We start from the raw sequence: 25,593 nt of genomic DNA, 5'->3' as shown, positions 1-25,593 counted from the left end.
AGTAGGGAATTTAGTCGTTTTTTTGTTTTCTAATTTTGACGATCCAAGATGGTGCGGGTCAACCGTTCCAGCTGTCCACGAGTATCGGCTTCATTTTGAGGTAGTTTTTGAATAGCACGAATCGCTTCATTAGTGTATTTGGCCGCTAAAGCTTGCGCTTGGGTCACACCATCGTATTGATGAACTAATTCGTAGACTTTTTGCGTATCCGCATCCGTCATATTTTCCCGTTTCTCTAAATAAGGAATGAAGGCGGCGCGATTGGTTTTTAACGCATAAAGGAGCGGTAAGGAGTAAACCCCTTGACGAACATCCTCTAAAACGGGTTTACCAATCATATCAGCTGGTTGCGTATAGTCTAAAATATCATCAATGATTTGAAAGGCTAGGCCGATTTTACGGCCAATCTTGCCAGCATTATTGCTAAATAATTCAGAACAGCCACTTTCATAGGCACCGATAGAACAGCTCATAGAGAACAATTCAGCCGTCTTGCCGGAGATATTATCTAAGTAGTCATCAATAGTGCCGTTGATCTTGTAGCGATTGTCCATTTGTCCTAATTCACCGCCTAGGATTTTTTCCATGCTGCGGGAATTGAGCTGGAGGCTACGCATTGAAGAGGCATAGTCTGCCAAAAGTTTGAAACAACAAACAAACAGATAATCCCCAGCGTAAACGGCGGCATCATTACCGAAAGAAGAGCGAATGGTCGGTAAGCCCCGTCTTAAATCGGCATCATCTACAATATCATCATGGATTAAGGTTGCCGTATGCAGCATTTCAATCGAAGCGGCCATCGAAACGGCCTTTTGACTATCACGGTCAGGCCCAAACTGCGCAAAAAGCAACTGATAGGCTGGCCGTAGTAATTTTCCGCCAGAGTGGATCATTTCCATAATGGCTTGCTCCACCTGTTTATTTTTAAGTTGGATCGATTTTTCCATCAAACGCAAGGTTTGCGCCAATTCATCTGCTACTTGTGGATACCCTTGCCACATTTCATGAAGTTTCATCAAATTACTCCTAACCCTATATTCTTAACTGTTATTGTGCCCATTTTTGCTTGCTGCTCCGTTCATAATCCAGTTGGAAGCGGTGCAGTGTTTGTACATGTTGTAACAAGTAATTGGCCGCGATCCCAATGGCAATCCCTGAGAGGATCCCTAAGAAGGATAGGACGGGTAGATAGAGCATCACCGTCCAGGATTGGGCGATAAAGGAAGCCGTCACCAATTGACCGACGTTGTGCAAAAAACCACCGGCTGCGCTGATGCCAATGATACTTACGCGTTTGGGACCTAATTGTTTAATTAACAACATCCCAAAATAGCTCAGCAAGGCACCGCTCATACTATATAAGAAAGTCGAGATGGTTCCGCCTAATAAGGTAGTTAAGATCAAACGCATCCAAACCAGTGTGAAGCTTTCGCGTTTTTTCATAGTGAAAATTGCAATGATGGTGATCAAATTGGCTAGCCCTAGCTTAGCGCCAGGTGCAAAGGCAAATGGGTAGGGAATCATATTTTCCACTAAGCCGATGACGACCCCTTGAGCTACTAGTAGCGCAATATAAATCAATTTGTGCAGTTTTGTTGTCATAGAAAACAGCAGCTAGTAAATCACGCTGCCTGGCTCACTCCCGTCTGATGCTTGAACTTCAATCACTAATTTATGCGGTAGACAAACGATGGATTCACCGGCTCTGCTGATCCAGCCCCGCCGTACGCAGACTTGGTCGCCACAGTTGGCTTCTTTGATACGAATCTGCCCACCACTAATCTCAATTAGGTTATAATCGCCATCTTCGTCCTCATATTTGTAGGTATACGTCTTTTGGTCAGCCTTCAAGTCAAAGCGGCGGACTTCTTCCCCAGCAACTTTCAAGACAGCTTCTTGTGCGGCAGCGTTAGTTTCTTCTTGCTGCCATCCGAAAATCACAAGGGGCAAGAAAGAACTGGCAACCAATAATAAAATGATGCCAATATCCCAAGGACGTAAACGACTCTTCTGAATGAATTCCTTCAGTTTCATGTTCTTTCCTCTCCTTTGCGTTTTCTTATTTTATCATACTCAATAAAGAAAGTCCTAGAGGGCTCCTCTAGAACTTTCAAGTTTTCTTTTTAAAAAGGATTAGGCACCGTAACGCGACTTCTCGGTCCCGTACCACCATTTACCTAATGTACGTTGCAACCATGGCACAACCCAACGGTCTAACCCAATGGCACGACCAGAGCCGTTCATCAAAGCAATCGCTACTGGAATGAACCAGATGTTGACCCAGTAGAACATACCAGATAGACAGAACGCTGCAACTAACGCAATAGTTGTTGCACTAGCTAACCAAGTGAAGAGACCCGCGATTAGAGCAAGTGCTAACAGAATTTCAAAAATTGTCATGAATTTTTGGAAGAATAAAGCAACTTCTTTATTCGGCATCATGAATTCCATGACACTAGAGAACCATTTAGGCATATGGTCGAAGACTAACATTGGTTCTTCGCCATAAGCATAGTTCAAACCAAAGTGAGCAGCTTGAGCTGCTGCTTCGCCAGCACCGCTAGCTGCGGCATCAGTTGCGCCACTAGCTGCTGTTGTTGCTTCCGCTGCGCCACTAGCGCCAGTCGTTGCTTGTTCTTGCAACCAAGGGAATGGGAAGACCACGCTGTCAGAGAACCATGAACCGTCACCAAACCAAGTGCTTGGTTTCAAGTATTCGCCGTTACCAACAACTTTTTTGGCAGCTTCTACTAACCACATCAAGCCGTAGAAGATACGCAATGGTACGCTCCATAATACGTTACCGTAACGAGAAGAATGTCCGCGAGCTACGTTGCGGTCGTCTTTAATATGGAAGAATTCGTGCATCATGTATTGGAACATGTAATAGCCAGAACGGATATCAAAGAAGTATTTCAAGTTAACGATGTGTTTCATGATCATTGCCAAGAAACCACTTAAGTGGATGGTATCGAATAAGTTCGCGACACCCCATTTAGCGCCGACCGAAACCATAAATCCTTGATAGTTTCCTTTGAATTTGTGTTTTTCGCCGCCTTTGATAGCTGCTACAATGTTGCTGGCAGCAGTATGACCAGTTTGTTCAGCCGCTTGTACGATTTGCGGAGTTGGTTTGTTTTCGAATTCTTCGTAATAAACCAAGTCACCGACTACATAGATATTTTTATCTTCGTAGCCTTTTGCTTCCATATATTCATTGGCAACTAAACGATTTCCGCGAGCTGCTTCTAAACCAAAGTCAGCTGCATCAGAAGTTGCTTTGACCCCAGCAGTCCAGATCAATGTATGGGTAGGAATCTCGCGACCATCTTTTAATTTGATATGGTCAGGAGCTACTTCAACGATTGGCGCGTTTTTCAGGATTTCAACACCATGTTTAACCATGTAACGTTCTGCTTTATCAGCATCGTTACGATCTAACATGTTTAAGATCGTTGGCATTGCTTCAACAACTTGCAAAGTGAATTCAGAAGCATCCAATTTGAAGTCTTTTGCCAAACGTTCTTTCCATTCCATCAATTCGCCGACCATTTCAATCCCAGTAAAACCAGAACCACAGACTACGAAAGTCAACATTGCTTTACGAACAGCGGCATCAGGTTCGATGGCTGCTTTTGCAACAGTTTCTTCGATGTGTTCACGGATTTTCACAGAGTCTTCAAATGACCAAAGAGTAAAGCCGTTTTCTTTAACGCCTGGTGTACCGAAATCATTTGGCTCGCCACCCATCCCAATGATCAAATGATCGAAGGAATAAGAACCTAATTTAGTAGTAACGACTTTGTTCTCTTTGTCGATACCAGTAACAGTGTCAGTGACTAATTTAACGTTTTTCTTGCGAGAGAAAAGACGTTGTAAGTCGTATTGGATGGCAGTTGGTTCTACCCGTCCACCTGCAACTTCGTGTAACTCGGTCATCATAGTGTGGTAGGAATGACGGTCGATCAATGTGATCTCAACATCGCTGCCTTTAAGCTTTTTCGCCATGAACTTAGTAGCAGAAACCCCAGCATACCCAGCACCTATTACGACAATATTTTGCTTTGCCATAAGGTAAATCGCTCCTTAGATTTAGAATAAATTGATAATAATTACACAATCTATTACATTATATATCCACTTTCGTGATTTGTCTAACAAGTTTCACAAATTTCATAAAAGAAACCTTTTTCGATTAGAAAACAACTAAAAAAACACATGAAATATTATAATTTGCTGTTTATAATTGACAAATTCTGTCAGTGTTATAAAATGTTATGTGAATCACAATACAAACTTGTGAAAAAAGAAAGCAAAGGGGAACAAATGCAATGAAAATGAAAAAATTAGTAACAGGGTTTGCTATGGTAGCATTATCAACATTAGTTTTGGCTGCTTGTGGCGGAAATAATGACAGCGGTTCAGCTTCATCTGAATCAACAGCTGCTTCTTCAGCTGCTGAATCAACAGCAACTAGCGAATCAGCTGCACCAGTAAAAGAAGCTGGGGCTGACTTGCAAGATGGCACTTACAAATTAGAAGAAAAGAATTATTCTAACGGCTACCGCACAGTATTCGAAATCGTTGTAAAAGACGGCAAAATTGCTGAATCTAAATACGACAACATCAACGAAGACGGCAAATCTAAAACAGAAGATGCTGACTACGAAAAGAACATGAAAGACAAGACAGGCGTCGGCCCTGCTGAGTTCATTCCAGAATTGAACAAACAATTAGTTGCAGCGCAAAGTGCTGGTGGCGTTGAAGTCGTAACTGGCGCAACTCACTCAACTGAAAGCTTCCAAAACTACGCACAACAATTGATCCAAGCAGCACAAGCTGGTAAAACTGATACAATTGAAATCGACAATGGTGCTGACTTGAAAGACGGTACGTACACATTAGAAGAAAAGAACTACTCTAATGGCTACCGTGTATCTTTCAAAATGACTGTTAAAGACGGTAAAGTAACAGAATCTAACTACGACAACGTAAGTGAAGACGGCAAATCTAAAAAAGATGATGCTGACTACCAAGCACAAATGCATGATAAAGCTGGCGTAGGCCCTGCAGAATTCATCCCTAAATTTAACGAAGAATTCGTGAAAGCAATGGAAGGCAAAGACGGCGAAGCTGGTTCTCCTGCTGACATGGAAGTTGTAACTGGCGCAACTCACAGTTTCCATTCATTCGTAATCTATGCAGAACAAATGATCAATGCAGCTGAAAAAGGTGACACTACACCAATCGAAGTTGACAACATTGTAATGGCAAAATAAGTCAATTGTGACGAAATAAACAAGCTCTGAGAAATCAGGGCTTGTTTTTTTGTTTTCGTCATGAAAATCCCACAGAAAACTCTCATAATAGAAACGAAGTTCTTTTCAATCCCGTTAAAACGCGCTACTATAAGTAGGACCATTTTTTGTAGGAGGAAGAACATGAAAAAAAGAATGTATTGGCTGCTATTGCCCTTAGTGTTGCTGCTAGTAGCTTGCGGACAAGAAGCAAAAGTGAATAAAGAACCTTATACAGATAACCAGTTTTTGATGGGGACCTATGTAACGATCCGTATCTATGATGACGGCAAGGAAGATGTCTTGAAGAAGGCCTTTGACCGCGTGAAGGATTTAGCCAACAAAATCACAGTGAATGAGCCAGGCTCAGAAATTGATGAAATCAATGCTGAAGCTGGTGTCAAACCGGTGAAAGTTTCAGATGATGTCTTTGAATTAGTAGAAAAAGCCTATCAAATCAGTCAAGAATCTGACGGTGGGTTTGATATGGCGATTGGACCCATCACTCAGTTGTGGCACATTGGCTTTGACGATGCCCGCAAACCAGCTCAAGCGGAAATTGATGAAGCGTTAAAATTGGTGGATTACCATAAAGTAAAATTGAATGAAAAAGATAAAACTGTTTATTTAGAAGAAAAAGGCATGCAGCTAGATTTAGGCGCTATCGCCAAGGGCTTTATCACTGATAAAGTCGTAGAGGTACTGAAAGATAATGATGTCACAACCGCCATTGTTGACTTAGGCGGAAATGTCTATGTCTTAGGTCATAGTCCGCGGGGGACAGATACACCTTGGACCGTGGGAATTCAAGACCCAAATCAAGCACGGAACGTGACGGTAGGATCTGTACCAGAAACAAACAAAACGTTGGTAACGTCAGGAATCTATGAACGCTATCTAACTGTGGATGGCAAAACCTATCATCATTTATTCAACCCTAAAACTGGCTATCCTTTTGACAATGATATCGCTGGAATCACCATTATTACGGACAAATCCGTGGATGGCGATGCGTTATCTACCGCCGTTTTCTCAATGGGCGTGAAAAAAGGGATGGAATTTGTTGATAAACAAAAAAATGTTGAAGCCATCTTTGTTACGAAGGAAGATAAAATTTATTTAAGTGCTGGTGTGAAAGATGTTTTTGAATTAAATGAAGAGTCTGGTTATACAATGGGTGATATCAACGATTTGAAATAAAGGAGTGGTTTGGTTGTCGTTGGCAGTATTTTGGGATGTCGTAGAGATACGCACAAAGTTGGCAAGTTTCTTCCCCTTTGTGATTGGGGTCTTGTTTTCAGCCAGTTATTTTGAGCAATTGCACTGGGGACATACCTTGATCTTCTTTGTGGGCATGCTATGCTTTGATATGGCCACTACGGCTATCAATAATTATATGGACTTTAAAAAGGCCAAGTCTGAGGAATACAAGTACCAAGAGAATATTATCGGCCGGGCGCAAGTGCCCGAGAAAAATGTACAGTTACTGATTTTTAGCTTGATTGGTATTGCTATGTTAGTGGGCTTGTACCTCACTTGGCAGACTGGCTGGTTACTGTTAGTAATGGGGGGGATTTGCTGTTTTATCGGTATTTTCTATACCTTTGGTCCGGTACCCTTATCACGGATGCCTTTAGGGGAAGTCTTCAGCGGTTTTACTATGGGGCTAGGTATTTTTGCCATCACGATTTATATCAATACGTTTGATGCCCAGATTTTTTTCTTAAATCTCAATCTAAAAAGTGGTGCCTTTGCCTTAACGGGAAGTCTGTGGTCGGTGTTAGCTATCGTTTGGGCTTCATTACCCATGGTTTTCACGATTGCCAATATCATGTTGGCCAACAATTTAAGTGATTTAGAGCAGGATATCGCGAATCATCGTTACACCTTGCCTTATTATATCGGCCGACGCCCAGGGGTTATCTTGTTTGATAGTTTGATGTATAGCTGCTACTTGACCATTTTGATTGGTTTATTGTTCGGTATCTACCGTTGGCCGATCTTAATCGTTTTTGCCACACTGCCGCTGGTTTTCAAACATGTCAAAGCCTTCAATCACGAGCAGGTAAAAAGTAAGACTTTTGTGGTCTCCATCAAAAATTTAGTCTTATTTAATAGTAGTTATGCGTTAGGCTTATTACTGACAATTTTATTAGAATACTGGCAAGGTTAAAAAATGCCGTACCGAGGTGCTAATCGGTACGGCGTTTTTTTTAGTTTTTATTGGATAGAGGTTAAACTAATCTCGCCAGAAAATAAACGTCTTTCGCTTCCGTCACTTAACTGGACTAAAAGCTCTCCGTGATCCAAAATATCTTTGGCGATGCCTGTATAGGTTTCACCTTTTTGTTGGAAGGTCACTTGCCGACCTAAGACAAAGGAACGCTGACGGTAGGCCTCCAAATAGGGAGCACCGTCTAAGATGCGGTAAAAATTCTGCCAGATGGCGATAATCAAGTCATTGCGAGTGATTGGCGGCGTGTCTTCAAAAAGACTCCCGGCCTTTACGCGGATGGCTTCGGGAAAAGTGGCTTCGGGAATATGGAAGTTGAGGCCCATGCCAATTACAATACTTGTCAATTGGCCGCTTTCCACATCAGTTAAAGCTTCGGATAAGATTCCACAGATTTTTTTGCCATCTAAATAGAGGTCATTGACCCATTTGATTAATGGTTTGCGGTCAGTCAGTTCCTCAATGGCTTGGCAAACCGCCACCGCCATCATTACCGTGTAAAGCGGTAATTCTTGAAAAGTGCGCTGAGGATGCAGCAAAAGACTCATATAAATCCCGCCACCAGGTAAGGCGAAAAAAGGTCGACCAAAGCGGCCGCGCGGCGCCTCCTGCATATTGGCCAGAAATAGCGTGTTACTGGGCGCCCCTTCGATAGCAGCGATTTTGGCGTCATTCATAGTAGAGGCTGAGTCTGGCATGAAGCGGACATTAAAATCCGCAATTTGCGGTTGGAGTGCTAGTTGAATCATCGCGCTATTGAGATGATCATTGTCTTGGTAGAGATAGCCCTTTCTAGGGATGCTATCAATCTGGTAGCCCTCTTCTTTTAATTCTTGTACGGCTTTCCAAACGGCAGTTCTAGATAACTGCAGCTTTTGAGCAATGGCCTCGCCGGATAAAGGGGCTGGGGCTGCTTGAATCAATTGGGTGAGCACTTGTTCACTAGTTTTCATGGTATCGCTCCTTTTTGTTTATTTTACTGGAGTCAGCCAGAATCGGCAATCGGAAAAATACACCTGAAGGAGTAGGACAAACCGCTGGAAATTCGCTATACTTTGAGAAAAGGAGTGAGAAATCGATGGAGAAACAACAATTTATTTGCGAAAAATGTGGGAACGACCATTATGTAGCAGATCAATTTCAAGCTACAGGTGGGAACTTTGCTAAGATTTTTGACGTGCAAAACAAAAAATTCATTACTATTAGTTGTACCCGTTGCGGCTTTACCGAATTGTATCGCAATGAAACCTCTAGCGGCTGGAACGTCTTGGACTTCCTGCTAGGTGGCGGTTAAGCAGCATTAGTTGTCAAAATCGGGATACCTGTGCTACGTTTTTAGTGAGGTGAGGGCGATGGCAAAGAAAAATGCCAAAACACTAGTAGAAAAGATTTTGGATAAACATAAAATCGCGTATGAAGCGTATGATTTTCCCTGGCAGGAGGATCACCATGTGGCGCATTTGGAACGAGAAAAGCTAGGCGATTTAGGTTTAGATGAACATGATATCTACAAAACACTAGTTTTAACTGGGAAAAACACTGGACCTTTGGTGGCCGTGATTCCCATTGATGAACATTTAAGCTACAAAAAGCTGAGCCAAGTTTCTGGCAATAAAAAAGTTGGCATGGTCCCTTTGAAGGATCTAGTAGCAACAACTGGCTATGAACACGGCGCCAACACGCCGGTGGGGATTCACGAGAAATATAACTATCCCATCTATCTCGGTCAACAAGCACAAGCAAAAGGCTATCTGATCGTCTCTTCCGGTAAAATCGGCCGCTCGGTGAAAGTCGATGCTGAAACCTTGCGAAACTATCTAGGCGCGGAGTATGCCGACATTACAGAATAAAAAAGAAAACTGGGACATAACTCAAAAAGTTATGTTCCAGTTTCTTCGTTATCTAAATAAATGGTGGAGGCAGAAGCAACAGCTATACGCATACAGTTACTGCTAAGCTTCGCTAAGCAGAACTAGCATTATCTGGAAATAAGCAGGAGTTAGACGCGTCTGTGCCAACTTCCTTAGCTCAATAATAATTGGTCTTCTTTCAGAAGTGTGCCGCTATTTTGATGAAACAGGTCCATTAATTGCGGCACTGTCAATTCGGTTTTTTCAGTACCACTAACATCCACCACGATTTTTCCTTGGTGTAACATGATCAGGCGGGTGCCATAGCGGATGGCGTCTTCCATATTATGTGTCACCATAAAAGCGGTCAGTTGCTGTTCTTGAATCAGTTTTTGAGTCAGTGCCATTACGATGGCTGACGTTTTAGGATCTAAGGCAGCCGTATGTTCATCTAAAAGAATCAACTCTGGCCGAATTAGGGTAGCCATCAGCAAGGTAATGGCTTGTCTTTGACCACCAGAAAGTAAGCCGATTTCAGTATGTAGCCGTGCTTCTAGGCCGAGGCCTAGTGAAGCTAGCTGTTCTTGGAAAAAGGCGCGGTCTTTTTGTTTAACACCTAGCGAAAATCCGCGCTTTTGGCCCCGCTTATACGCTAAAGCCAAATTTTCTTCTACGGTAAGGCGGACCGCCGTACCCAGTTTAGGGTCTTGAAACACGCGGCTGATCATGCTGGCCCGCTGAGCAACAGACAGAGAATTAATGACTCTTCCTTGCAGCTGGATTGTACCGGCGGAAATGGGAAAGGTGCCGGCGATGCTATTTAATAAAGTTGACTTGCCAGCGCCATTTCCGCCAATGATGGTCACGAATTCGCCTTGGCTCAAGGTAAGGTCAATGCCCTTCAATACATGATTTTCATTGACGGTCCCTTTTTCAAAGTATTGATTTAAGTCGGTGATTTTCAGGATCTCCTTCATGCGCGGGCTCCTTTCCCTAAGGCTTTCAATTTACTTTTTGTCAGCGGTAAGCTAAGACAAATAATCAAAATTAAGGCAGAAAACAGTTTTAAATCAGTTGGGGCAACCCCCAGCTCTAAGACGCAAGCTAGGATAAATCGGTATAGGATCGTGCCAACTAACAGTGTCCCAAAACGTAGCGGAAGTGTTTTATGGGCAAATAAGACTTCCGCAATAATGATGGCGGCTAAGCCAATCACAATGGTTCCAACGCCAGAATTTAAATCAGCAAAGCCGTTATTTTGTGCTAATAATGCTCCGGAAAGTGCAATACAACCATTAGAGAGCATGTAACCGATGATCCGGGCGTTATCCACTGAAACGCCATTAGCGGCACTCATGTCGGGATTGTCGCCGGTGGCACGCAAGGCTAGCCCTAGCTCAGTTTTTAAGAAAAGCACCAGCAATAAAATAATCAAAGCTAGAATCAAACAGCCAGTGACAAAAACACTGCTGGTTTTGCTGAGACCTAGCTGTTGGCCTAAATCGAAAACGGAGGCCTCTCCTAGCAGCGCTAAGTTGGCACTGCCCATGATGCGGGCATTGATGGAATAAAGGCCAGTCATGGTAATGATTCCCGCTAAGAGGGCCGGAATCTTCAGTTTGGTATATAGCAGTCCAGAAATAAGCCCAGCTAACATACCAGCACCAAAGCCTAATAGGGTCGCAACGAGCGGTGGCAGTTGGTGTAAGATGGCCACCGCGGCCACGGCAGCGCCTAAAGGAAAGCTGCCTTCGGTGGTTAAATCGGCAATGTCTAAAATGCGGTATGTGAGAAAAACACCAATGGCTAAGAAGGTCCATAAGACGCCTTGTGAGGCGGAGGACCATAAAATGACGAGAATATCCATTTTCTTCCTCCTATTCTGGCGCAACAATGCTATTAGGATCGATTCCTAATGCTTGGGCCATGTCTTTGTTAACGACTAATTCTAAGGCGGTAGCTTCCTCAACGGGCATCGTTGCGGGTTTTTCGCCATCTAAGATAGTCGCAGCCATCTTGCCAGTCTGTTTGCCAAGGGCGTGGTAGTCAATGCCATAAGTTGCTAAACCGCCTTCTTCTACTTGAGCAGTGGAACCGGCCACGACAGGGACCTTTTGCGCCTTAGCCACATCGCCCACAATCGCCGCAGCGGAAGCAAAGGTATTGTCAGTAGGAATATAGATAGCGTCGACATCTTTAGCGAGACTGGTCATGACCTGCTGTACATCATTGGTCGTGTTGGCCGTTAGAACCTTAGTGGTGATGCCGGCTTTCTTTAAGGCCTTTTCGGCTAATTCAGCTTGAATCTTGGAATTTGGTTCGCCGGCGTTGTAGGCAATGCCCACTGTTTTCGCTTGTGGAACGATACTTAAAAGCAAGCTGATTTGTTTTTCAATAGGCACCATATCGGTAGTGCCCGTTACGTTGCCACCTGGCTTTTCGTTACTCTTAACTAATTTTGGTGTCACTAAGTCAGTGACTGCTGTGACGGTGATGGGAATCGTTTGGGTTTCATTCAAAAGAGATTGCGCTGCTTGGGTTGCGATGCCTAATAATAGCTCGGGTTTTTCACTCACTAATTTTTCGCTCATAGATTTTAAATTGTCTTGATTAGCTTGTGCGTTTTGGTAAGTTAGTGTCAGATTTTTGCCTTCTTCATAGCCATTTTCGGCTAACCCTTCTTTGAAGCCTTCATAGGCCGCATCCAGTGAGGCGTGTTCCACCAATTGTAAAACCCCCACGGTTACCTGACCTTCTTCTTTCGGGGCACTCGTACCACAGCCCACCAATACTAACGCGGTGATACTCAATAATCCTGTCATCCATTTTTTCATTTCCTTTTCCTCCTAATTCATAAAAAAAGTCCATCTAGACGACAGTCTAAATGGACGTTAAGGATCAAGAGAATAGGGTCCTGTTACATAGCCACTTAGAGTATCGTCTACGCGGCTGCAACAGCAAGTGCTCTAGCCATCATAGATACAAAGCAAAGTTCTTTGCTGTTTGTACCTATCGATGGATAAGTACAAACTATCTAAAATAGCTAAAGTAAAAGTTATTCAATTGTGGTTGTTTGTGATTCATAGAAATCCCTCCACGAAGTTGAATTACTGCTAGTTTAGCGAACTGCTGAAAAAAAGTCAATGAAAAATAAAAATTTTCTGACAATTAGCAAAAAAACTAGTATGAAAGCGTCTGAAAATGAATGTAAATAAAGGCTTGACTTTTTCATTAATAGGGGGTAATATATGTAGTTGCAAAAACTATCGTAAAATGCAAAAGCAGGAACGAAATATTGTCCGTTCCGGTGAGAAATAAGGGAAACAAAAGTAGAAGCTCAGAAAAACTCATTTCAGAGAATGTTCTATTTTTGGTTTTTTTTTGCTCAAAAGCCGCAAAAAATGCATTTTGTAACACAAAAATAATATTTTTAATATTATTGTAAATTTTACTGATAGCCTTTTTGAAAGACTTTTTAGAGGGGTGAAGAGCTTGGCTGGACACGTAGTACAATACGGGAAGCATCGCGAGCGCAGAAGTTATGCACGTATCAGTGAAGTATTAGAATTACCGAATCTGATCGAGATTCAAACAGACTCTTATCAATGGTTTTTAGATGAAGGATTACGGGAAATGTTTGAAGACATTTTGCCAATCCAAGACTTTAATGACAACTTGTCGCTGGAATTTGTCGACTATGAATTAAAAGAACCTAAGTACACCGTAGAAGAAGCACGGGCTCATGACGCCAATTATTCGGCACCGCTACATGTGACCTTGCGTCTGACAAACCGTGAAACCGGTGAAATCAAGTCCCAAGAAGTATTCTTTGGTGATTTCCCACTAATGACGGAACAAGGAACCTTCATTATTAATGGGGCGGAACGGGTTATCGTTTCGCAGTTGGTTCGTTCTCCAGGCGTTTACTTCCACGGGAAAGTGGATAAAAACGGCAAGGAAGGCTTTGGCTCAACAGTTATTCCTAACCGTGGTGCATGGTTAGAAATGGAAACAGATGCCAAAGACATTTCTTATGTACGAATCGACCGGACACGTAAGATTCCATTGACTGTATTAGTGCGGGCGCTAGGTTTTGGCTCAGATGATACAATTTTTGAAATCTTTGGTGACAGTGAATCATTACGCAACACGGTTGAGAAAGACTTGCATAAAAACGCTAGTGATTCTCGTACTGAAGAAGGGTTAAAAGACGTTTACGAACGTCTACGCCCAGGTGAACCTAAAACGGCTGACAGCTCACGTAACTTGCTGAATGCGCGTTTCTTTGATCCAAAACGGTATGATTTAGCGGCGGTTGGTCGTTATAAAGTCAACAAAAAATTAGATTTGAAAACACGCTTATTGAACCTAACCTTAGCTGAAACGCTAGTTGATCCAGAAACAGGTGAAATCGTGGCTGAAAAAGGCACGGTCTTAACTCACCAAGTAATGGACAAATTAGGTGAATACTTGGATAACGGCTTGAATGCTGTGACTTACTATCCTTCAGAAGATGGTGTGGTAACAGACCCAATGACAGTTCAAGTCATCAAAGTCTTTTCACCACGTGATCCTGAACGAGAAGTTAACGTGATTGGCAATGGCTATCCAGATGCAAGTGTTAAAACGGTTCGTCCGGCTGATATCATTGCGTCTATGAGTTACTTCTTTAACTTAATGGAAGGCATCGGCAACGTGGACGATATCGACCACTTGGGGAATCGCCGCATTCGTTCAGTTGGGGAATTACTACAAAATCAATTCCGGATTGGTTTAGCGCGGATGGAACGGGTTGTACGTGAACGGATGTCAATCCAAGACACTGAAACCTTGACCCCGCAACAGTTGATTAATATTCGTCCTGTGGTTGCAAGTATCAAAGAATTCTTTGGTTCTTCACAGTTGTCACAGTTCATGGACCAAACGAACCCATTAGGGGAGTTGACCCATAAACGTCGTCTATCAGCCTTAGGGCCTGGTGGTTTGACCCGGGACCGTGCCGGCTATGAAGTTCGGGACGTGCATTATTCCCACTATGGTCGGATGTGTCCGATTGAAACGCCTGAAGGTCCGAATATCGGCTTGATCAACAGCTTATCTAGCTACGCTAAAGTCAATCGTTACGGTTTTATCGAAGCACCTTACCGCCGTGTTGACCGCGAAACAGGCCGGGTAACGGATCAAATCGACTATTTGACAGCCGACATCGAAGACCATTACATCGTGGCCCAAGCAAACAGCTTGTTAAACGAAGATGGTACTTTTGCTGAAGAATTAGTTATGGCTCGTTCTCAAAGTGAAAACCTAGAGATCTCTGTCGATAAGATCGATTACATGGACGTTTCACCAAAACAAGTAGTCGCAGTCGCTACTGCGTGTATCCCGTTCTTGGAAAACGATGACTCCAACCGTGCCTTGATGGGTGCCAACATGCAGCGGCAAGCTGTACCGTTGATCCAACCACGTTCTCCTTGGGTTGGTACTGGTATGGAATACAAAGCTGCCCATGACTCAGGTGCCGCTTTACTATGTAAACATGACGGGGTAGTTGAATATGTGGATGCTTCAGAAGTTCGCGTCCGTCGCGACAATGGCGCATTAGACAAATACTCTATTACAAAATTCCGCCGTTCTAACTCTGGAACGTGCTACAACCAACGTCCAATCGTATTATTGGGCGAAAAAGTTGAAAAAGGCGACATTTTAGCCGATGGTCCTTCAATGGAGCAAGGGGAAATGGCGTTAGGACAAAACGTATTAGTAGCCTTCATGACTTGGGAAGGGTACAACTATGAAGATGCCATCATCATGAGCCGTCGTTTGGTGAAAGATGACGTTTATACTTCTGTCCATATTGAAGAATACGAATCAGAAGCCCGCGATACTAAATTAGGGCCTGAAGAAATCACCCGTGAAATTCCTAACGTTGGGGAAGATGCTTTGAAGAACCTTGACGAAATGGGAATCATCCGCATCGGTGCTGAAGTAAAAGACGGCGACCTATTAGTTGGGAAAGTAACACCAAAAGGGGTTACTGAACTTTCAGCCGAAGAACGCTTATTGCATGCTATCTTTGGTGAAAAGGCCCGCGAAGTTCGCGATACTTCGCTACGAGTACCACACGGTGGCGACGGGATCGTTCATGATGTGAAGATCTTTACTCGTGAAGCTGGCGATGAATTATCACCAGGGGTCAACATGTTAGTGCGCGTTTATATCGTGCAAAAACGTAAGATCCATGAAGGGGATAAAATGGCCGGACGTCACGGAAACAAAGGGGTCGTATCTCGGATCATGCCGGAAGAAGATATGCCGTTCTTACCAGATGGCACGCCAGTTGATATCATGCTGAACCCATTAGGGGTACCTTCTCGGATGAACATCGGACAAGTATTGGAATTGCACTTAGGGATGGCAGCGCGTGCGCTAGGCATCCACGTAGCAACACCAGTCTTTGATGGTGCCAATGAAGAAGATGTTTGGTCAACTGTTCAAGAAGCTGGCTTGGCGCGTGACGCTAAGACAATCCTTTATGATGGCCGGACTGGTGAACCAATGGATAACCGGGTTTCTGTCGGAGTAATGTACATGATCAAATTGGCCCACATGGTTGATGATAAATTGCATGCTCGTTCAATCGGACCTTACTCACTAGTTACGCAACAACCACTTGGTGGTAAAGCGCAATTTGGTGGACAACGTTTCGGGGAAATGGAAGTATGGGCACTGGAAGCTTATGGTGCTGCTTATACCCTGCAAGAAATCTTGACTTACAAATCAGATGACGTGGTTGGACGTGTGAAAACATACGAAGCCATCGTTAAAGGTGAACCAATTCCAAAACCAGGTGTACCGGAATCCTTCCGCGTATTGGTGAAAGAATTGCAATCACTGGGTCTAGATATGCGTGTCTTGGATATTCAAGATCAAGAGATCGAATTACGCGACATGGACGATGACGATGATGATTTGATCACAGTTGATGCGTTGACGAAATATGCTGAACAGCAATCTGCTCGCGAGTTGGAAAAACAAGCAGCCGCTGCTGAAGACGATGCCCAAGACAACGTCGTACAAAATTTCGAAACTGCTGAAGACAACTTATAGTCGAACGGACTGCTCCGACTTTTGAGTCGGGGCAGGTCGCTCTTGAAATATGAAATGGAGGGAATCCCTTTTGATCGATGTAAATAAATTCGAAAGTATGCAAATCGGTTTGGCTTCTCCAGAAAAAATCAGAAGCTGGTCATACGGAGAAGTAAAAAAACCGGAAACGATCAATTACCGGACGTTAAAACCTGAACGCGAAGGGCTTTTCTGTGAACGCATCTTTGGTCCAACAAAAGACTGGGAATGTGCCTGTGGAAAATACAAACGAATCCGTTATAAAGGAATCGTCTGCGACCGTTGTGGGGTAGAAGTAACTCGTTCTAAAGTACGTCGTGAACGTATGGGTCATATCGAATTGGCAGCACCAGTTTCTCATATCTGGTACTTCAAAGGTATCCCTTCCCGGATGGGTCTAGTGTTAGATATGAGCCCACGGGCATTAGAAGAAATCATCTACTTTGCTTCTTATGTCGTAATCGAACCAGGTGATACAAGCTTAGAGAAAAAACAATTATTGACTGAACGTGAATACCGTGAAAAACGGGAACAATACGGTCAAGGATTCCAAGCAGCCATGGGTGCCGAAGCTATCAAACAATTATTAGATCAAGTTGATTTAGATGCTGAAGTAGCTGAATTGAAGGAAGAATTGAAGACAGCACAAGGTCAAAAACGGACGCGTGCTATTCGTCGTCTAGATATTTTGGAAGCCTTCCGTAGTTCAGGTAATGAACCAAGCTGGATGGTAATGGATGTTATTCCTGTTATCCCACCAGACTTGCGTCCAATGGTCCAATTAGAAGGTGGCCGTTTTGCTACGAGTGACTTGAACGATTTGTATCGTCGGGTTATTAACCGTAACAACCGTTTGAAACGTTTGTTAGATTTGAATGCACCAAACATCATTGTGCAAAATGAAAAACGGATGCTGCAAGAAGCAGTTGACGCGTTGATCGATAATGGTCGTCGTGGCCGTCCAGTTACTGGACCAGGTAACCGCCCATTGAAATCTCTTTCTCATATGTTGAAAGGGAAACAAGGTCGTTTCCGTCAAAACTTGCTGGGTAAACGGGTTGACTATTCAGGTCGTTCCGTTATCGTTGTAGGTCCAAACTTGAAGATGTATCAATGTGGTCTGCCAAAAGAAATGGCGATCGAATTGTTCAAACCATTCGTAATGCGCGAATTAGTGCAACGGGAATTGGCTTCTAATATCAAAAATGCTAAACGTAAAATTGAACGTCAAGAAGACGCTGTTTGGGATGTCTTGGAAGACGTTATCAGGGAACATCCAGTTCTACTGAACCGGGCACCTACACTGCATAGACTGGGTATCCAAGCCTTTGAACCAGTCTTGGTTGAAGGCCGTGCTATTCGTTTGCACCCATTAGTGTGTGAAGCCTACAATGCCGATTTCGATGGGGACCAAATGGCGGTTCACGTACCATTGAATGAAGAAGCGCAAGCTGAAGCACGGATGCTGATGTTAGCAGCTCAAAACATCTTGAATCCAAAAGATGGTAAGCCAGTTGTAACTCCTTCTCAAGATATGGTCTTAGGTAACTATTACTTGACGATGGAAGAAGACGATCGCGAAGGCGAAGGCATGATTTTCCGCGATATGAACGAAGCGGTAACTGCTTGGCGTAATGGCTATGTCCATTTACATTCTCGTATCGCTATCGATCCGAAAACTTTAGGAGACAAACCATTTACTGAATGGCAAAAAGAACGCTTAATGATTACGACAGTCGGAAAAGTGATCTTCAATGAAATTATGCCGACTGAATTCCCTTATTTGAATGAACCAACTGATTTCAACTTGACGGAACAAACACCGGACAAATACTTTGTTGAAGCTGGCGCTGATATTCCGGCTTTAATCAAAGAACAAGAATTAATCAATCCATTCAAGAAGAAAAACTTAGGGAATATCATTGCCGAAGTCTTCAAACGTTTCAAAATTACCGAAACTTCTAAAATGTTGGACCGCATGAAAGACTTAGGTTACAAGCACTCTACGATGGCCGGTATCACAGTAGGGATTGCCGATATCGTTGTCTTGCATGAAAAACAAGAAATTATCGAAGAAGCCCACAAACAAGTGGAAACTGTTACGAAACAATTCCGTCGTGGTTTGATTACAGATGACGAACGCTATGAACGCGTAATCGGTATCTGGAACTCTGCTAAAGACCAAATCCAATTGAAACTGATGGAAAGCTTGGATGCTAAGAACCCGATCTTCATGATGTCTGATTCTGGAGCCCGTGGTAACATCTCTAACTTTACTCAGCTTGCTGGGATGCGTGGTTTGATGGCCGCTCCAAATGGTCGAATCATGGAATTGCCGATTATTTCCAACTTCCGTGAAGGTTTGACGGTCTTGGAAATGTTTATCTCAACTCACGGTGCCCGTAAAGGGATGACCGATACGGCCTTGAAAACAGCCGATTCTGGTTACTTGACGCGTCGTTTAGTAGACGTGGCCCAAGATGTGATTATTCGCGAAGAAGACTGTGGAACTGACCGTGGTCTAGAAATCGCTGCGATTCGTGAAGGCAATGAAATCATCGAATCATTAGAAGAACGTTTGATTGGACGTTACACACGTAAAGCTGTTATTCACCCTGAAACTGGCGCTGTGATCGTTGGTAATGACGAAATTATCACCGAAGACTTAGCGAAAGAAATTGTGGATGCTGGTATTGAACGTGTAACGATCCGTTCAGTCTTTACATGTAATACTAAACACGGTGTATGTAAACACTGTTACGGCCGTAACTTGGCAACCGGTGCTGGTGTTGAGGTTGGGGAAGCTGTTGGTACAATTGCAGCGCAATCAATCGGTGAACCTGGTACTCAGTTGACCATGCGTACGTTCCATACGGGCGGGGTTGCCGGAGACGATATTACACAAGGTCTACCTCGTGTCCAAGAAATTTTTGAAGCCCGTAATCCTAAAGGGCAAGCAGTCATCACAGAAGTTACTGGTGAAGTTATCGATATTTCTGAAGATCCTGCAACACGTTCAAAAGAAGTAACCATCAAAGGTCAAACGGATACACGGACCTATGCTGTTCCTTATACAGCACGTATGAAAGTGGCAGAAGGCGATTATATTCATCGCGGAGCGCCATTGACAGAAGGTTCTATCGATCCAAAACAATTATTGCAAGTCCGCGATGTCTTGTCAGTTGAAAACTACCTATTGCGGGAAGTTCAACGCGTTTACCGCATGCAAGGGGTAGAAATCGGCGACAAACATATCGAGGTAATGGTTCGTCAAATGTTGCGTAAAGTCCGCGTAATGGACCCAGGTGACACGGATATCTTACCAGGTACGTTACTTGATATTGCTGAATTCAAAGACCGCAACTATGAAACGCTAGTTGCTGGTGGCGTACCAGCTACGTCTCGTCCAGTTTTACTAGGGATCACAAAAGCGTCCTTGGAAACCAACAGTTTCTTATCAGCCGCTTCTTTCCAAGAAACAACACGTGTCCTAACCGATGCGGCGATCCGCGGCAAACGCGATCCATTGTTGGGCTTGAAAGAAAATGTTATCATCGGGAAAATTATTCCTGCTGGTACTGGTATGGCAACATACCGCAATATGGAACCAAAAGAAGTCGGTGTAGCTAGCGAAAATGTTTATAGTATTTCAGACATTGAAGCACAAATGGCTGCAGAAGACGCTAAGAAATAAATGATGTAAGAGGTTGGAGCAGAAGCGCCTAACCCCGAGACCAAGTAGGTTCTTTTCATCATCAACTCTTCTGGAAGCAATCGTTGTGATTCAAAGCACCAGGTAGGTACTTTTCATCATCAACTCTACCTAAGGCAATCGTTGTGATTCAAAGCAAATAAGAAGGAATATACGGAAATTGCTCTTCAAATTTTTGTGTATTCCAGCTTATTTCCGAAGGCTGCTAGTTCTGCTTAGCAAAGCTTAGCAGTAACTGTATGCGTATAGCTGTTGCTTCTGCTTTCACCGTTTATTCGGAAAGAGTCAGGGACATAACTTTTTGAGCTATGTCTTTGACTCTTTTTTTGAGCAAAAAATTATCTGTTTGTAATTGGTAAGCGTAGAATGAGGAAAAGGAGGGATAGTATTATGAAAGAAACGGCAATTTTTGCTGGTGGCTGTTTTTGGTGTATGGTGAAACCTTTTGAGACCCAACCAGGAATTTTGAAAGTGGTGTCGGGCTATACCGGCGGACAGGTACCTAACCCAACTTATGAGCAAGTTACGACCGGACTGACGGGTCACACTGAAGCCGTTGAGATTACTTTCGATCCAGAAGTTATTTCGTATGCTGAGTTAGTCAACATTTATTGGCAACAGACTGATCCTACAGATGCTTTGGGTCAATTTGCGGATCGCGGTACTTCTTATCGTCCCGTCATTTTTTATCAAGGTGACGCGCAACGAAAGGTCGCAGAAGCATCTAAAAAGGCGTTGGCTGCTAGTGGTCGTTTTAGTGAACCTATCGTGACGCAGATTGAACCTGCGCAGACCTTCTACCCAGCCGAAGAGTATCATCAAGATTATTATAAAAAGAATCCGCTCCACTATGGTCGTTACCGTGAAGGTTCCGGTCGTGCTGGGTTTTTGCGGGAAAATTGGTAATAAAAAAATCGTCGCCTTTTCTGATTGGAAAGACGACGATTTTTTTTGATTAAAGATAAGTAGTTAAAAAGGCGAAAATACTGTCATTAACCACATCGAGATACCCTTTTGCATGTTGTGTGCCGGTTACGATGGCTGTTTGCGAGGGCACATCTTGCGCGGTCAGCGCCGCTTGTAAGGCTAAGACGCCGCTGGTGGGTACTAATTCGTGCATGGCATTAGCTAAAAACATTGGCGGCGCTGTTTGATCGATACGGTGTAACAGTGAGGCATCCTTTTGGGCTTGGGGTTCTGGCACGTAATTTAAGACGAACCATTTATAAAACGCATCGTTGGCCCCGCCCTGATCAATTTTCGCGCTAGCCGTGTGGTCAAAATCTTGTGAAGTATCCATTGCCGCTACCACCGTTGGGTGAGCAGCCAGCCAATTATCAATCTCAATAACGCCAGATAAAGAAATAACTGGCAGCTGATGGCGTAGACCTAATTCAATCGCTAAATTACCACCGGAAGAGGAACCAGCCACCGCAATTTTTTCACGGTCGAATGGATAAGCGCTAGTTTTCAGCCAAGCCAAAGCCTTTTCTAAGTCTTCGATTGGTGCGGGATAAGTGACTTCTGGTGCTAAACGATAATTAGGCACAATCGTCAAATAGCCTTGCTCTGCAAAACGAGTTGCCCAGTCGGCATCTTTGGCTTTGTCTCCGCGGAACCAGCCACCGCCGTGGACGTCAATCACTGCTCCACGTGGATTTTCGGGAACATAAAGGTCTAAGTAAAGCTTTTCGGCATAAAGAATATCCGTTTTAATTTCCATAAATAGCCTTCCTTTCTTAAACGTCACCTAAAAGTGTACGGGCTTGGGTCAAAATTTTCTCGCCGTCCATTAAGCCAAAAGCGCGCATATCCATTACGCCGACTTTGGTTTTGGTGCCGGCTGCTAGCTTATCAAAGGCTTCTTCAAAGTAACGAACTTGGGGCGCTAGTAAAACCACATCAGGTTGCTTTTCTTTCAGCGTGTTTTCGGCATCGCCAGAATCAGCTGAATGAATCACTACGTCATAATGATCGGCTTCAGCTGCTTTTTGCATCCGGGCGGCAATCATACTAGAAGTCATGCCGGCAGCGCAGACCACTAAAATCTCTTTGGACATATAAATCCCTTCTTTTCTTCTTATTGATTTTAGTCTAGCACCATCTAAAGAATTAGGAAAACAAAGACACTTTTCAGTGAAAAGCTTTTTTTCTCTTGGCGGACAACGTATAATTAGAAGGAATCCAACAGAAGCGAGGCATGCCTAGTGGTTAAATTTTTTCGCGAATTGAACATTAATGAAGTAACAACAAAATTATCGGTGGCGATCGTCTATGCGATTTTAGCGTCTGTCGCCTTGAATTTTTTCTACTTACCTGGAAATATCTATTCTAGTGGTATCACGGGTCTGGCGCAAATTCTAACGACACTTTCGGGCAAAGTCATTGGTTATACCTTACCCGTTTCAGTAACGTTGTATCTACTAAATATTCCGCTATTTTTCTTATCCTGGCTGACCATTAGTAAAAAGTTTACCTTTTACACCTTTATTACAGTCAGTCTGACTTCGATTTTTATCCATATTATTCCGCAAACCGTTCTTTCCACCGACCCGATTATTTGCGCCATCTTTGGGGGTGTGTTGAGTGGTGCGGGTATCGGCTTTGCTTTGCGCAACGGTTTGTCTTCCGGCGGCTTAGATATCATTAGTATTACCATTCGCAAAAAGACAGGACGTACGATCGGCTCTATTTCGATTTATTTCAACGTAGTCATTGTATTCGTAGCAGGCTTCTTATTTGGTTGGCAATACATGTTTTACAGTGCGCTAGCGATTTTCTCCAGCGGCCGAGTTACAGACGTGGTCTTTACCAAGCAGAAAAAGATGCAGGTCATGATTATTACGCGACACCCAGATAAGGTCATTGATGAAATGCAACGTCGCTTACGCCGTGGCATTACGATTATTAATGAAGCGGAAGGGGCGTATAGTCACGACAAACAGACTGTACTGCTAACGGTTGTGACGCGTTTTGAACTGCCGAACCTAGAAAGTGGTATGCGCAAAGCTGATCCTAACGCCTTTGTCAGTATCTCAGATAATGTCCGCATTCTGGGACGTTTCTATGAATCTGATTATTAATCACGAAATAAGAATATTATTAATAGGAAGAAAAAAATTCTGCCCTTTGCTGTGGCGGGATTTTTTTTCTTCATTTTTTTCGGTCAAACAGTAATGAATGAAAATCCCTTGCAAAATTGCAGTTTTTCAGAAAAAAAAGCTTGCGATACGCGCATTTCTATAATATAATCATAAAGGTGCTGTTTACCGACAGGTATCCGGTACTGGTGGGGGTCCAAATGGAAATCCATCGGCGAGGAAACGAGAGGTTGCGACACGCCCGGACGCTTTGCCACGAACGAGCGTGACGGAAAATTTTCGTGGAGCTATGTCTACTTTTCAAAATAGGCGAAGGAGGGAACAAGATGGCAAAACAAAAAATTCGTATCCGTTTAAAAGCGTATGAACACCGTATTTTAGATCAATCAGCGGATAAAATCGTGGAAACTGCAAAAAGAACTGGAGCTAGCGTGTCTGGTCCAATTCCATTACCAACTGAACGCAGTCTTTACACTATTATTCGTGCGACTCATAAATACAAAGATTCTCGCGAACAATTCGAAATGCGGACTCACAAACGTCTAATCGACATCGTGAATCCAACACCAAAAACGGTCGATGCGTTGATGAAACTAGACTTACCGTCTGGCGTTAACATCGAAATCAAACTATAATCAAAAAAATAATGTAATGGAGGTGTACTCATGACCAAAGGAATCTTAGGGAAAAAAGTGGGAATGACTCAAATCTTCACAGAATCTGGCGAATTGATCCCAGTAACTGTTGTCGAAGCAACACCAAACGTGGTATTGCAAGTAAAAACAATGGAAACTGATGGCTACGAAGCTATCCAAGTCGGTTACCAAGATATGCGTGAAGTTTTGTCTAACAAACCTGCGAAAGGTCATGTTGCAAAAGCAAACACGGCTCCTAAGCGCTTCATTAAGGAATTCAAGGATGTTGAGCTAGGAGAATACGAAGTAGGAAAAGAAGTTAAAGTGGATATTTTCCAAGCAGGAGATATCGTTGATGTTACAGGTACTACGAAAGGTAAAGGGTTCCAAGGGGTTATTAAACGTCACGGCCAAAGCCGCGGACCAATGGCTCACGGTTCTCGTTACCACCGTCGTCCTGGGTCAATGGGTCCAGTTGCACCTAACCGTGTATTTAAAAATAAACACCTTGCTGGCCGTATGGGTGGCAACCGTGTAACGATCCAAAACTTAGAGATTGTTAAAGTTGACGTGGAACGCAACGCTATCCTAATCAAAGGAAACGTTCCAGGAGCTAAAAAATCATTGATCACTATCAAATCAGCTGTGAAGGCTAAATAATCGGTAGAGGAAAGGAGGAACTAGGGAATGCCAAACGTAGCATTATTCAAACAAGATGGAACACAAAATGGCGAAGTTACTTTAAACGACGCTATTTTCGGAATCGAACCAAATGAAACAGTTGTCTATGATGCCATCATCATGCAACGCGCTTCATTACGACAAGGAACACACGCTGTGAAAAACCGCAGTGCTGTTCGTGGCGGTGGCCGTAAACCATGGCGCCAAAAAGGAACAGGTCGTGCTCGTCAAGGTTCAATCCGTTCACCACAATGGCGTGGCGGTGGCGTAGTCTTCGGACCGACTCCACGTTCATACAGCTACAAACTTCCTAGAAAAGTTCGTCGCTTAGCAATGAAATCTGTATTATCAAGCAAAGTTGCAGATAGCAACTTGGTAGTAGTGGATGGCTTAAGCTTCGACGCACCAAAAACAAAAGAATTCAAACAAGTTCTTGCTAACTTGACAATTGATACGAAAGTATTAATCGTTTTAGAACCAGGTAACGATTTTGCAGCTTTATCTGCACGTAACTTGCCAAACGTGACAGTTGTCGCTTCAGATAACGTAAGCGTATTGGATGTGGTATCAAACGATAAATTGTTGATCACGCAAACTGCTCTTACTCAAGTAGAGGAGGTGCTTGCATAATGAACTTACTAGATGTTATCAAACGCCCGTTGATCACTGAAAAGTCTATGCTTGCCATGGATGACAAGAAATACACTTTTGAAGTGGATACGAAAGCAAATAAAACTTTAGTAAAACAAGCTGTTGAAGCAGCATTCGATGTGAAAGTTAAAAACGTAAACATCGTAAACGTGCGTCCTAAATTCAAACGCATGGGCAAATATGCAGGATATACCAAAAAACGTCGCAAAGCGATCGTTACATTGACAGAAGAATCTAAAGAAATCCAAATTTTCGACGCTGCTGAATAAGCAGACTTGAAATAACTATCAAATAGGAGGGAAAAAGAC

23 protein-coding genes are annotated in these 25,593 nt (G+C 43.3%); 13 read left to right on the top strand and 10 right to left on the bottom strand.

What is annotated here, in order from left to right:
• Positions 1-29: 29 nt before the first annotated feature.
• The 4 genes from ECA01S_RS10765 to ECA01S_RS10750 form a co-directional block, all read right to left on the bottom strand.
• Positions 30-1,016: a polyprenyl synthetase family protein gene (locus ECA01S_RS10765; protein WP_067395214.1), complete on the bottom strand. Its 987-nt coding sequence runs from the start codon at positions 1,014-1,016 to the stop codon at positions 30-32.
• Between the two features lie 31 nt (positions 1,017-1,047).
• Entirely contained in the window at positions 1,048-1,602 is a 555-nt protein-coding gene (locus ECA01S_RS10760; RefSeq protein ID WP_067395211.1) for a Gx transporter family protein, read from the bottom strand.
• A gap of 12 nt (positions 1,603-1,614) precedes the next feature.
• Entirely contained in the window at positions 1,615-2,034 is a 420-nt protein-coding gene (locus ECA01S_RS10755; protein WP_067395210.1) for a NusG domain II-containing protein, read from the bottom strand.
• A 99-nt stretch (positions 2,035-2,133) separates the two neighbouring features.
• Positions 2,134-4,071 carry an NAD(P)/FAD-dependent oxidoreductase gene (locus ECA01S_RS10750; protein WP_067395208.1) on the bottom strand — a complete coding sequence of 646 codons (1,938 nt, stop codon included), beginning with the start codon at positions 4,069-4,071 and terminating at the stop codon, positions 2,134-2,136.
• 260 nt (positions 4,072-4,331) lie between these two features.
• On the opposite strand from ECA01S_RS10750, the gene pplA reads away from it, so the two are divergent.
• From pplA to menA, 3 genes are all read left to right on the top strand, one after another.
• The gene (gene pplA / locus ECA01S_RS10745) at positions 4,332-5,279 is read left to right on the top strand and encodes an extracellular electron transfer flavoprotein PplA (protein ID WP_067395206.1); all 948 of its coding nucleotides are present in this window, start codon (positions 4,332-4,334) and stop codon (positions 5,277-5,279) included.
• A 162-nt stretch (positions 5,280-5,441) separates the two neighbouring features.
• Positions 5,442-6,497, top strand: coding sequence for an FAD:protein FMN transferase (locus ECA01S_RS10740; protein WP_067395204.1), 1,056 nt, complete (start codon positions 5,442-5,444; stop codon positions 6,495-6,497).
• Between the two features lie 13 nt (positions 6,498-6,510).
• Entirely contained in the window at positions 6,511-7,470 is a 960-nt protein-coding gene (menA, locus tag ECA01S_RS10735; RefSeq protein ID WP_067395201.1) for a 1,4-dihydroxy-2-naphthoate polyprenyltransferase, read from the top strand.
• A 47-nt stretch (positions 7,471-7,517) separates the two neighbouring features.
• On the opposite strand, the gene ECA01S_RS10730 is transcribed toward menA, so the two are convergent.
• The gene (locus ECA01S_RS10730; RefSeq protein ID WP_067395199.1) at positions 7,518-8,483 is read right to left on the bottom strand and encodes a biotin--[acetyl-CoA-carboxylase] ligase; all 966 of its coding nucleotides are present in this window, start codon (positions 8,481-8,483) and stop codon (positions 7,518-7,520) included.
• Between the two features lie 125 nt (positions 8,484-8,608).
• Here ECA01S_RS10730 and ECA01S_RS10725 point away from each other — a divergent pair, with 125 nt between their 5' ends.
• Both ECA01S_RS10725 and ECA01S_RS10720 read left to right on the top strand, forming a co-directional pair.
• Entirely contained in the window at positions 8,609-8,824 is a 216-nt protein-coding gene (locus ECA01S_RS10725) for a zinc ribbon domain-containing protein (RefSeq protein WP_067395197.1), read from the top strand.
• A 58-nt stretch (positions 8,825-8,882) separates the two neighbouring features.
• Positions 8,883-9,380, top strand: coding sequence for an aminoacyl-tRNA deacylase (locus tag ECA01S_RS10720; RefSeq protein ID WP_067395196.1), 498 nt, complete (start codon positions 8,883-8,885; stop codon positions 9,378-9,380).
• A gap of 173 nt (positions 9,381-9,553) precedes the next feature.
• On the opposite strand, the gene ECA01S_RS10715 is transcribed toward ECA01S_RS10720, so the two are convergent.
• Genes ECA01S_RS10715 through ECA01S_RS10705 form a run of 3 tightly spaced genes read right to left on the bottom strand, consistent with a single transcriptional unit; the run spans position 9,554 to position 12,214 of the window.
• Positions 9,554-10,357: an ABC transporter ATP-binding protein gene (locus ECA01S_RS10715; protein WP_067395192.1), complete on the bottom strand. Its 804-nt coding sequence runs from the start codon at positions 10,355-10,357 to the stop codon at positions 9,554-9,556.
• Positions 10,354-11,247, bottom strand: a complete 894-nt coding sequence (locus tag ECA01S_RS10710) for an ABC transporter permease (protein ID WP_067395189.1) — start codon at positions 11,245-11,247, stop codon at positions 10,354-10,356. The genes ECA01S_RS10715 and ECA01S_RS10710 overlap by 4 nt, the downstream gene beginning before the upstream one ends.
• 10 nt (positions 11,248-11,257) lie before the next feature.
• Positions 11,258-12,214 (bottom strand): ABC transporter substrate-binding protein, encoded by a 957-nt coding sequence (locus ECA01S_RS10705; protein ID WP_067395186.1) that lies wholly within the window; start codon positions 12,212-12,214, stop codon positions 11,258-11,260.
• Positions 12,215-12,872: 658 nt separating this feature from the next.
• Here ECA01S_RS10705 and rpoB point away from each other — a divergent pair.
• From rpoB to msrA, 3 genes are all read left to right on the top strand, one after another.
• Entirely contained in the window at positions 12,873-16,487 is a 3,615-nt protein-coding gene (gene rpoB, locus ECA01S_RS10700; protein WP_067395183.1) for a DNA-directed RNA polymerase subunit beta, read from the top strand.
• 70 nt (positions 16,488-16,557) lie between these two features.
• The gene (gene rpoC, locus ECA01S_RS10695; protein ID WP_067395181.1) at positions 16,558-20,199 is read left to right on the top strand and encodes a DNA-directed RNA polymerase subunit beta'; all 3,642 of its coding nucleotides are present in this window, start codon (positions 16,558-16,560) and stop codon (positions 20,197-20,199) included.
• Between the two features lie 408 nt (positions 20,200-20,607).
• Positions 20,608-21,123 carry a peptide-methionine (S)-S-oxide reductase MsrA gene (gene msrA, locus ECA01S_RS10690; protein WP_067395178.1) on the top strand — a complete coding sequence of 172 codons (516 nt, stop codon included), beginning with the start codon at positions 20,608-20,610 and terminating at the stop codon, positions 21,121-21,123.
• 49 nt (positions 21,124-21,172) lie between these two features.
• Here msrA and ECA01S_RS10685 read toward each other — a convergent pair whose 3' ends face one another.
• Together ECA01S_RS10685 and ECA01S_RS10680 are read right to left on the bottom strand one after the other, a co-directional pair.
• A complete protein-coding gene (locus ECA01S_RS10685) occupies positions 21,173-21,940 on the bottom strand; it encodes an alpha/beta hydrolase (protein ID WP_067395176.1) in 768 nt (255 codons plus the stop codon).
• Positions 21,941-21,956: 16 nt separating this feature from the next.
• Positions 21,957-22,277 (bottom strand): PTS sugar transporter subunit IIB, encoded by a 321-nt coding sequence (locus tag ECA01S_RS10680; protein WP_067395173.1) that lies wholly within the window; start codon positions 22,275-22,277, stop codon positions 21,957-21,959.
• Positions 22,278-22,424: 147 nt separating this feature from the next.
• Here ECA01S_RS10680 and ECA01S_RS10675 point away from each other — a divergent pair, with 147 nt between their 5' ends.
• The 5 genes from ECA01S_RS10675 to rplW all read left to right on the top strand — a co-directional run bounded on the left by ECA01S_RS10675 (position 22,425) and on the right by rplW (position 25,554).
• A complete protein-coding gene (locus tag ECA01S_RS10675) occupies positions 22,425-23,300 on the top strand; it encodes a YitT family protein (RefSeq protein WP_067395169.1) in 876 nt (291 codons plus the stop codon).
• A 344-nt stretch (positions 23,301-23,644) separates the two neighbouring features.
• On the top strand, positions 23,645-23,953 hold the full coding sequence (rpsJ, locus tag ECA01S_RS10670) for a 30S ribosomal protein S10 (RefSeq protein WP_002290443.1): 309 nt from the start codon (positions 23,645-23,647) through the stop codon (positions 23,951-23,953).
• 30 nt (positions 23,954-23,983) lie between these two features.
• Positions 23,984-24,613, top strand: a complete 630-nt coding sequence (rplC, locus tag ECA01S_RS10665) for a 50S ribosomal protein L3 (protein WP_067395166.1) — start codon at positions 23,984-23,986, stop codon at positions 24,611-24,613.
• 27 nt (positions 24,614-24,640) lie between these two features.
• Positions 24,641-25,264, top strand: coding sequence for a 50S ribosomal protein L4 (rplD, locus tag ECA01S_RS10660; protein ID WP_067395163.1), 624 nt, complete (start codon positions 24,641-24,643; stop codon positions 25,262-25,264).
• The gene (gene rplW / locus ECA01S_RS10655) at positions 25,264-25,554 is read left to right on the top strand and encodes a 50S ribosomal protein L23 (RefSeq protein ID WP_067395160.1); all 291 of its coding nucleotides are present in this window, start codon (positions 25,264-25,266) and stop codon (positions 25,552-25,554) included. Before rplD ends, rplW begins: the two co-directional genes overlap by 1 nt.
• The last annotated feature ends 39 nt before the right edge of the window (positions 25,555-25,593 follow it).

This window comes from Enterococcus canis NBRC 100695, assembly GCF_001544375.1.
GTDB classification, from domain to species: Bacteria; Bacillota; Bacilli; order Lactobacillales; family Enterococcaceae; genus Enterococcus_H; species Enterococcus_H canis.
The sequence above is the reverse complement of the archived record's forward strand: the minus strand, read 5'-3'. Positions and strand labels throughout refer to the sequence as shown.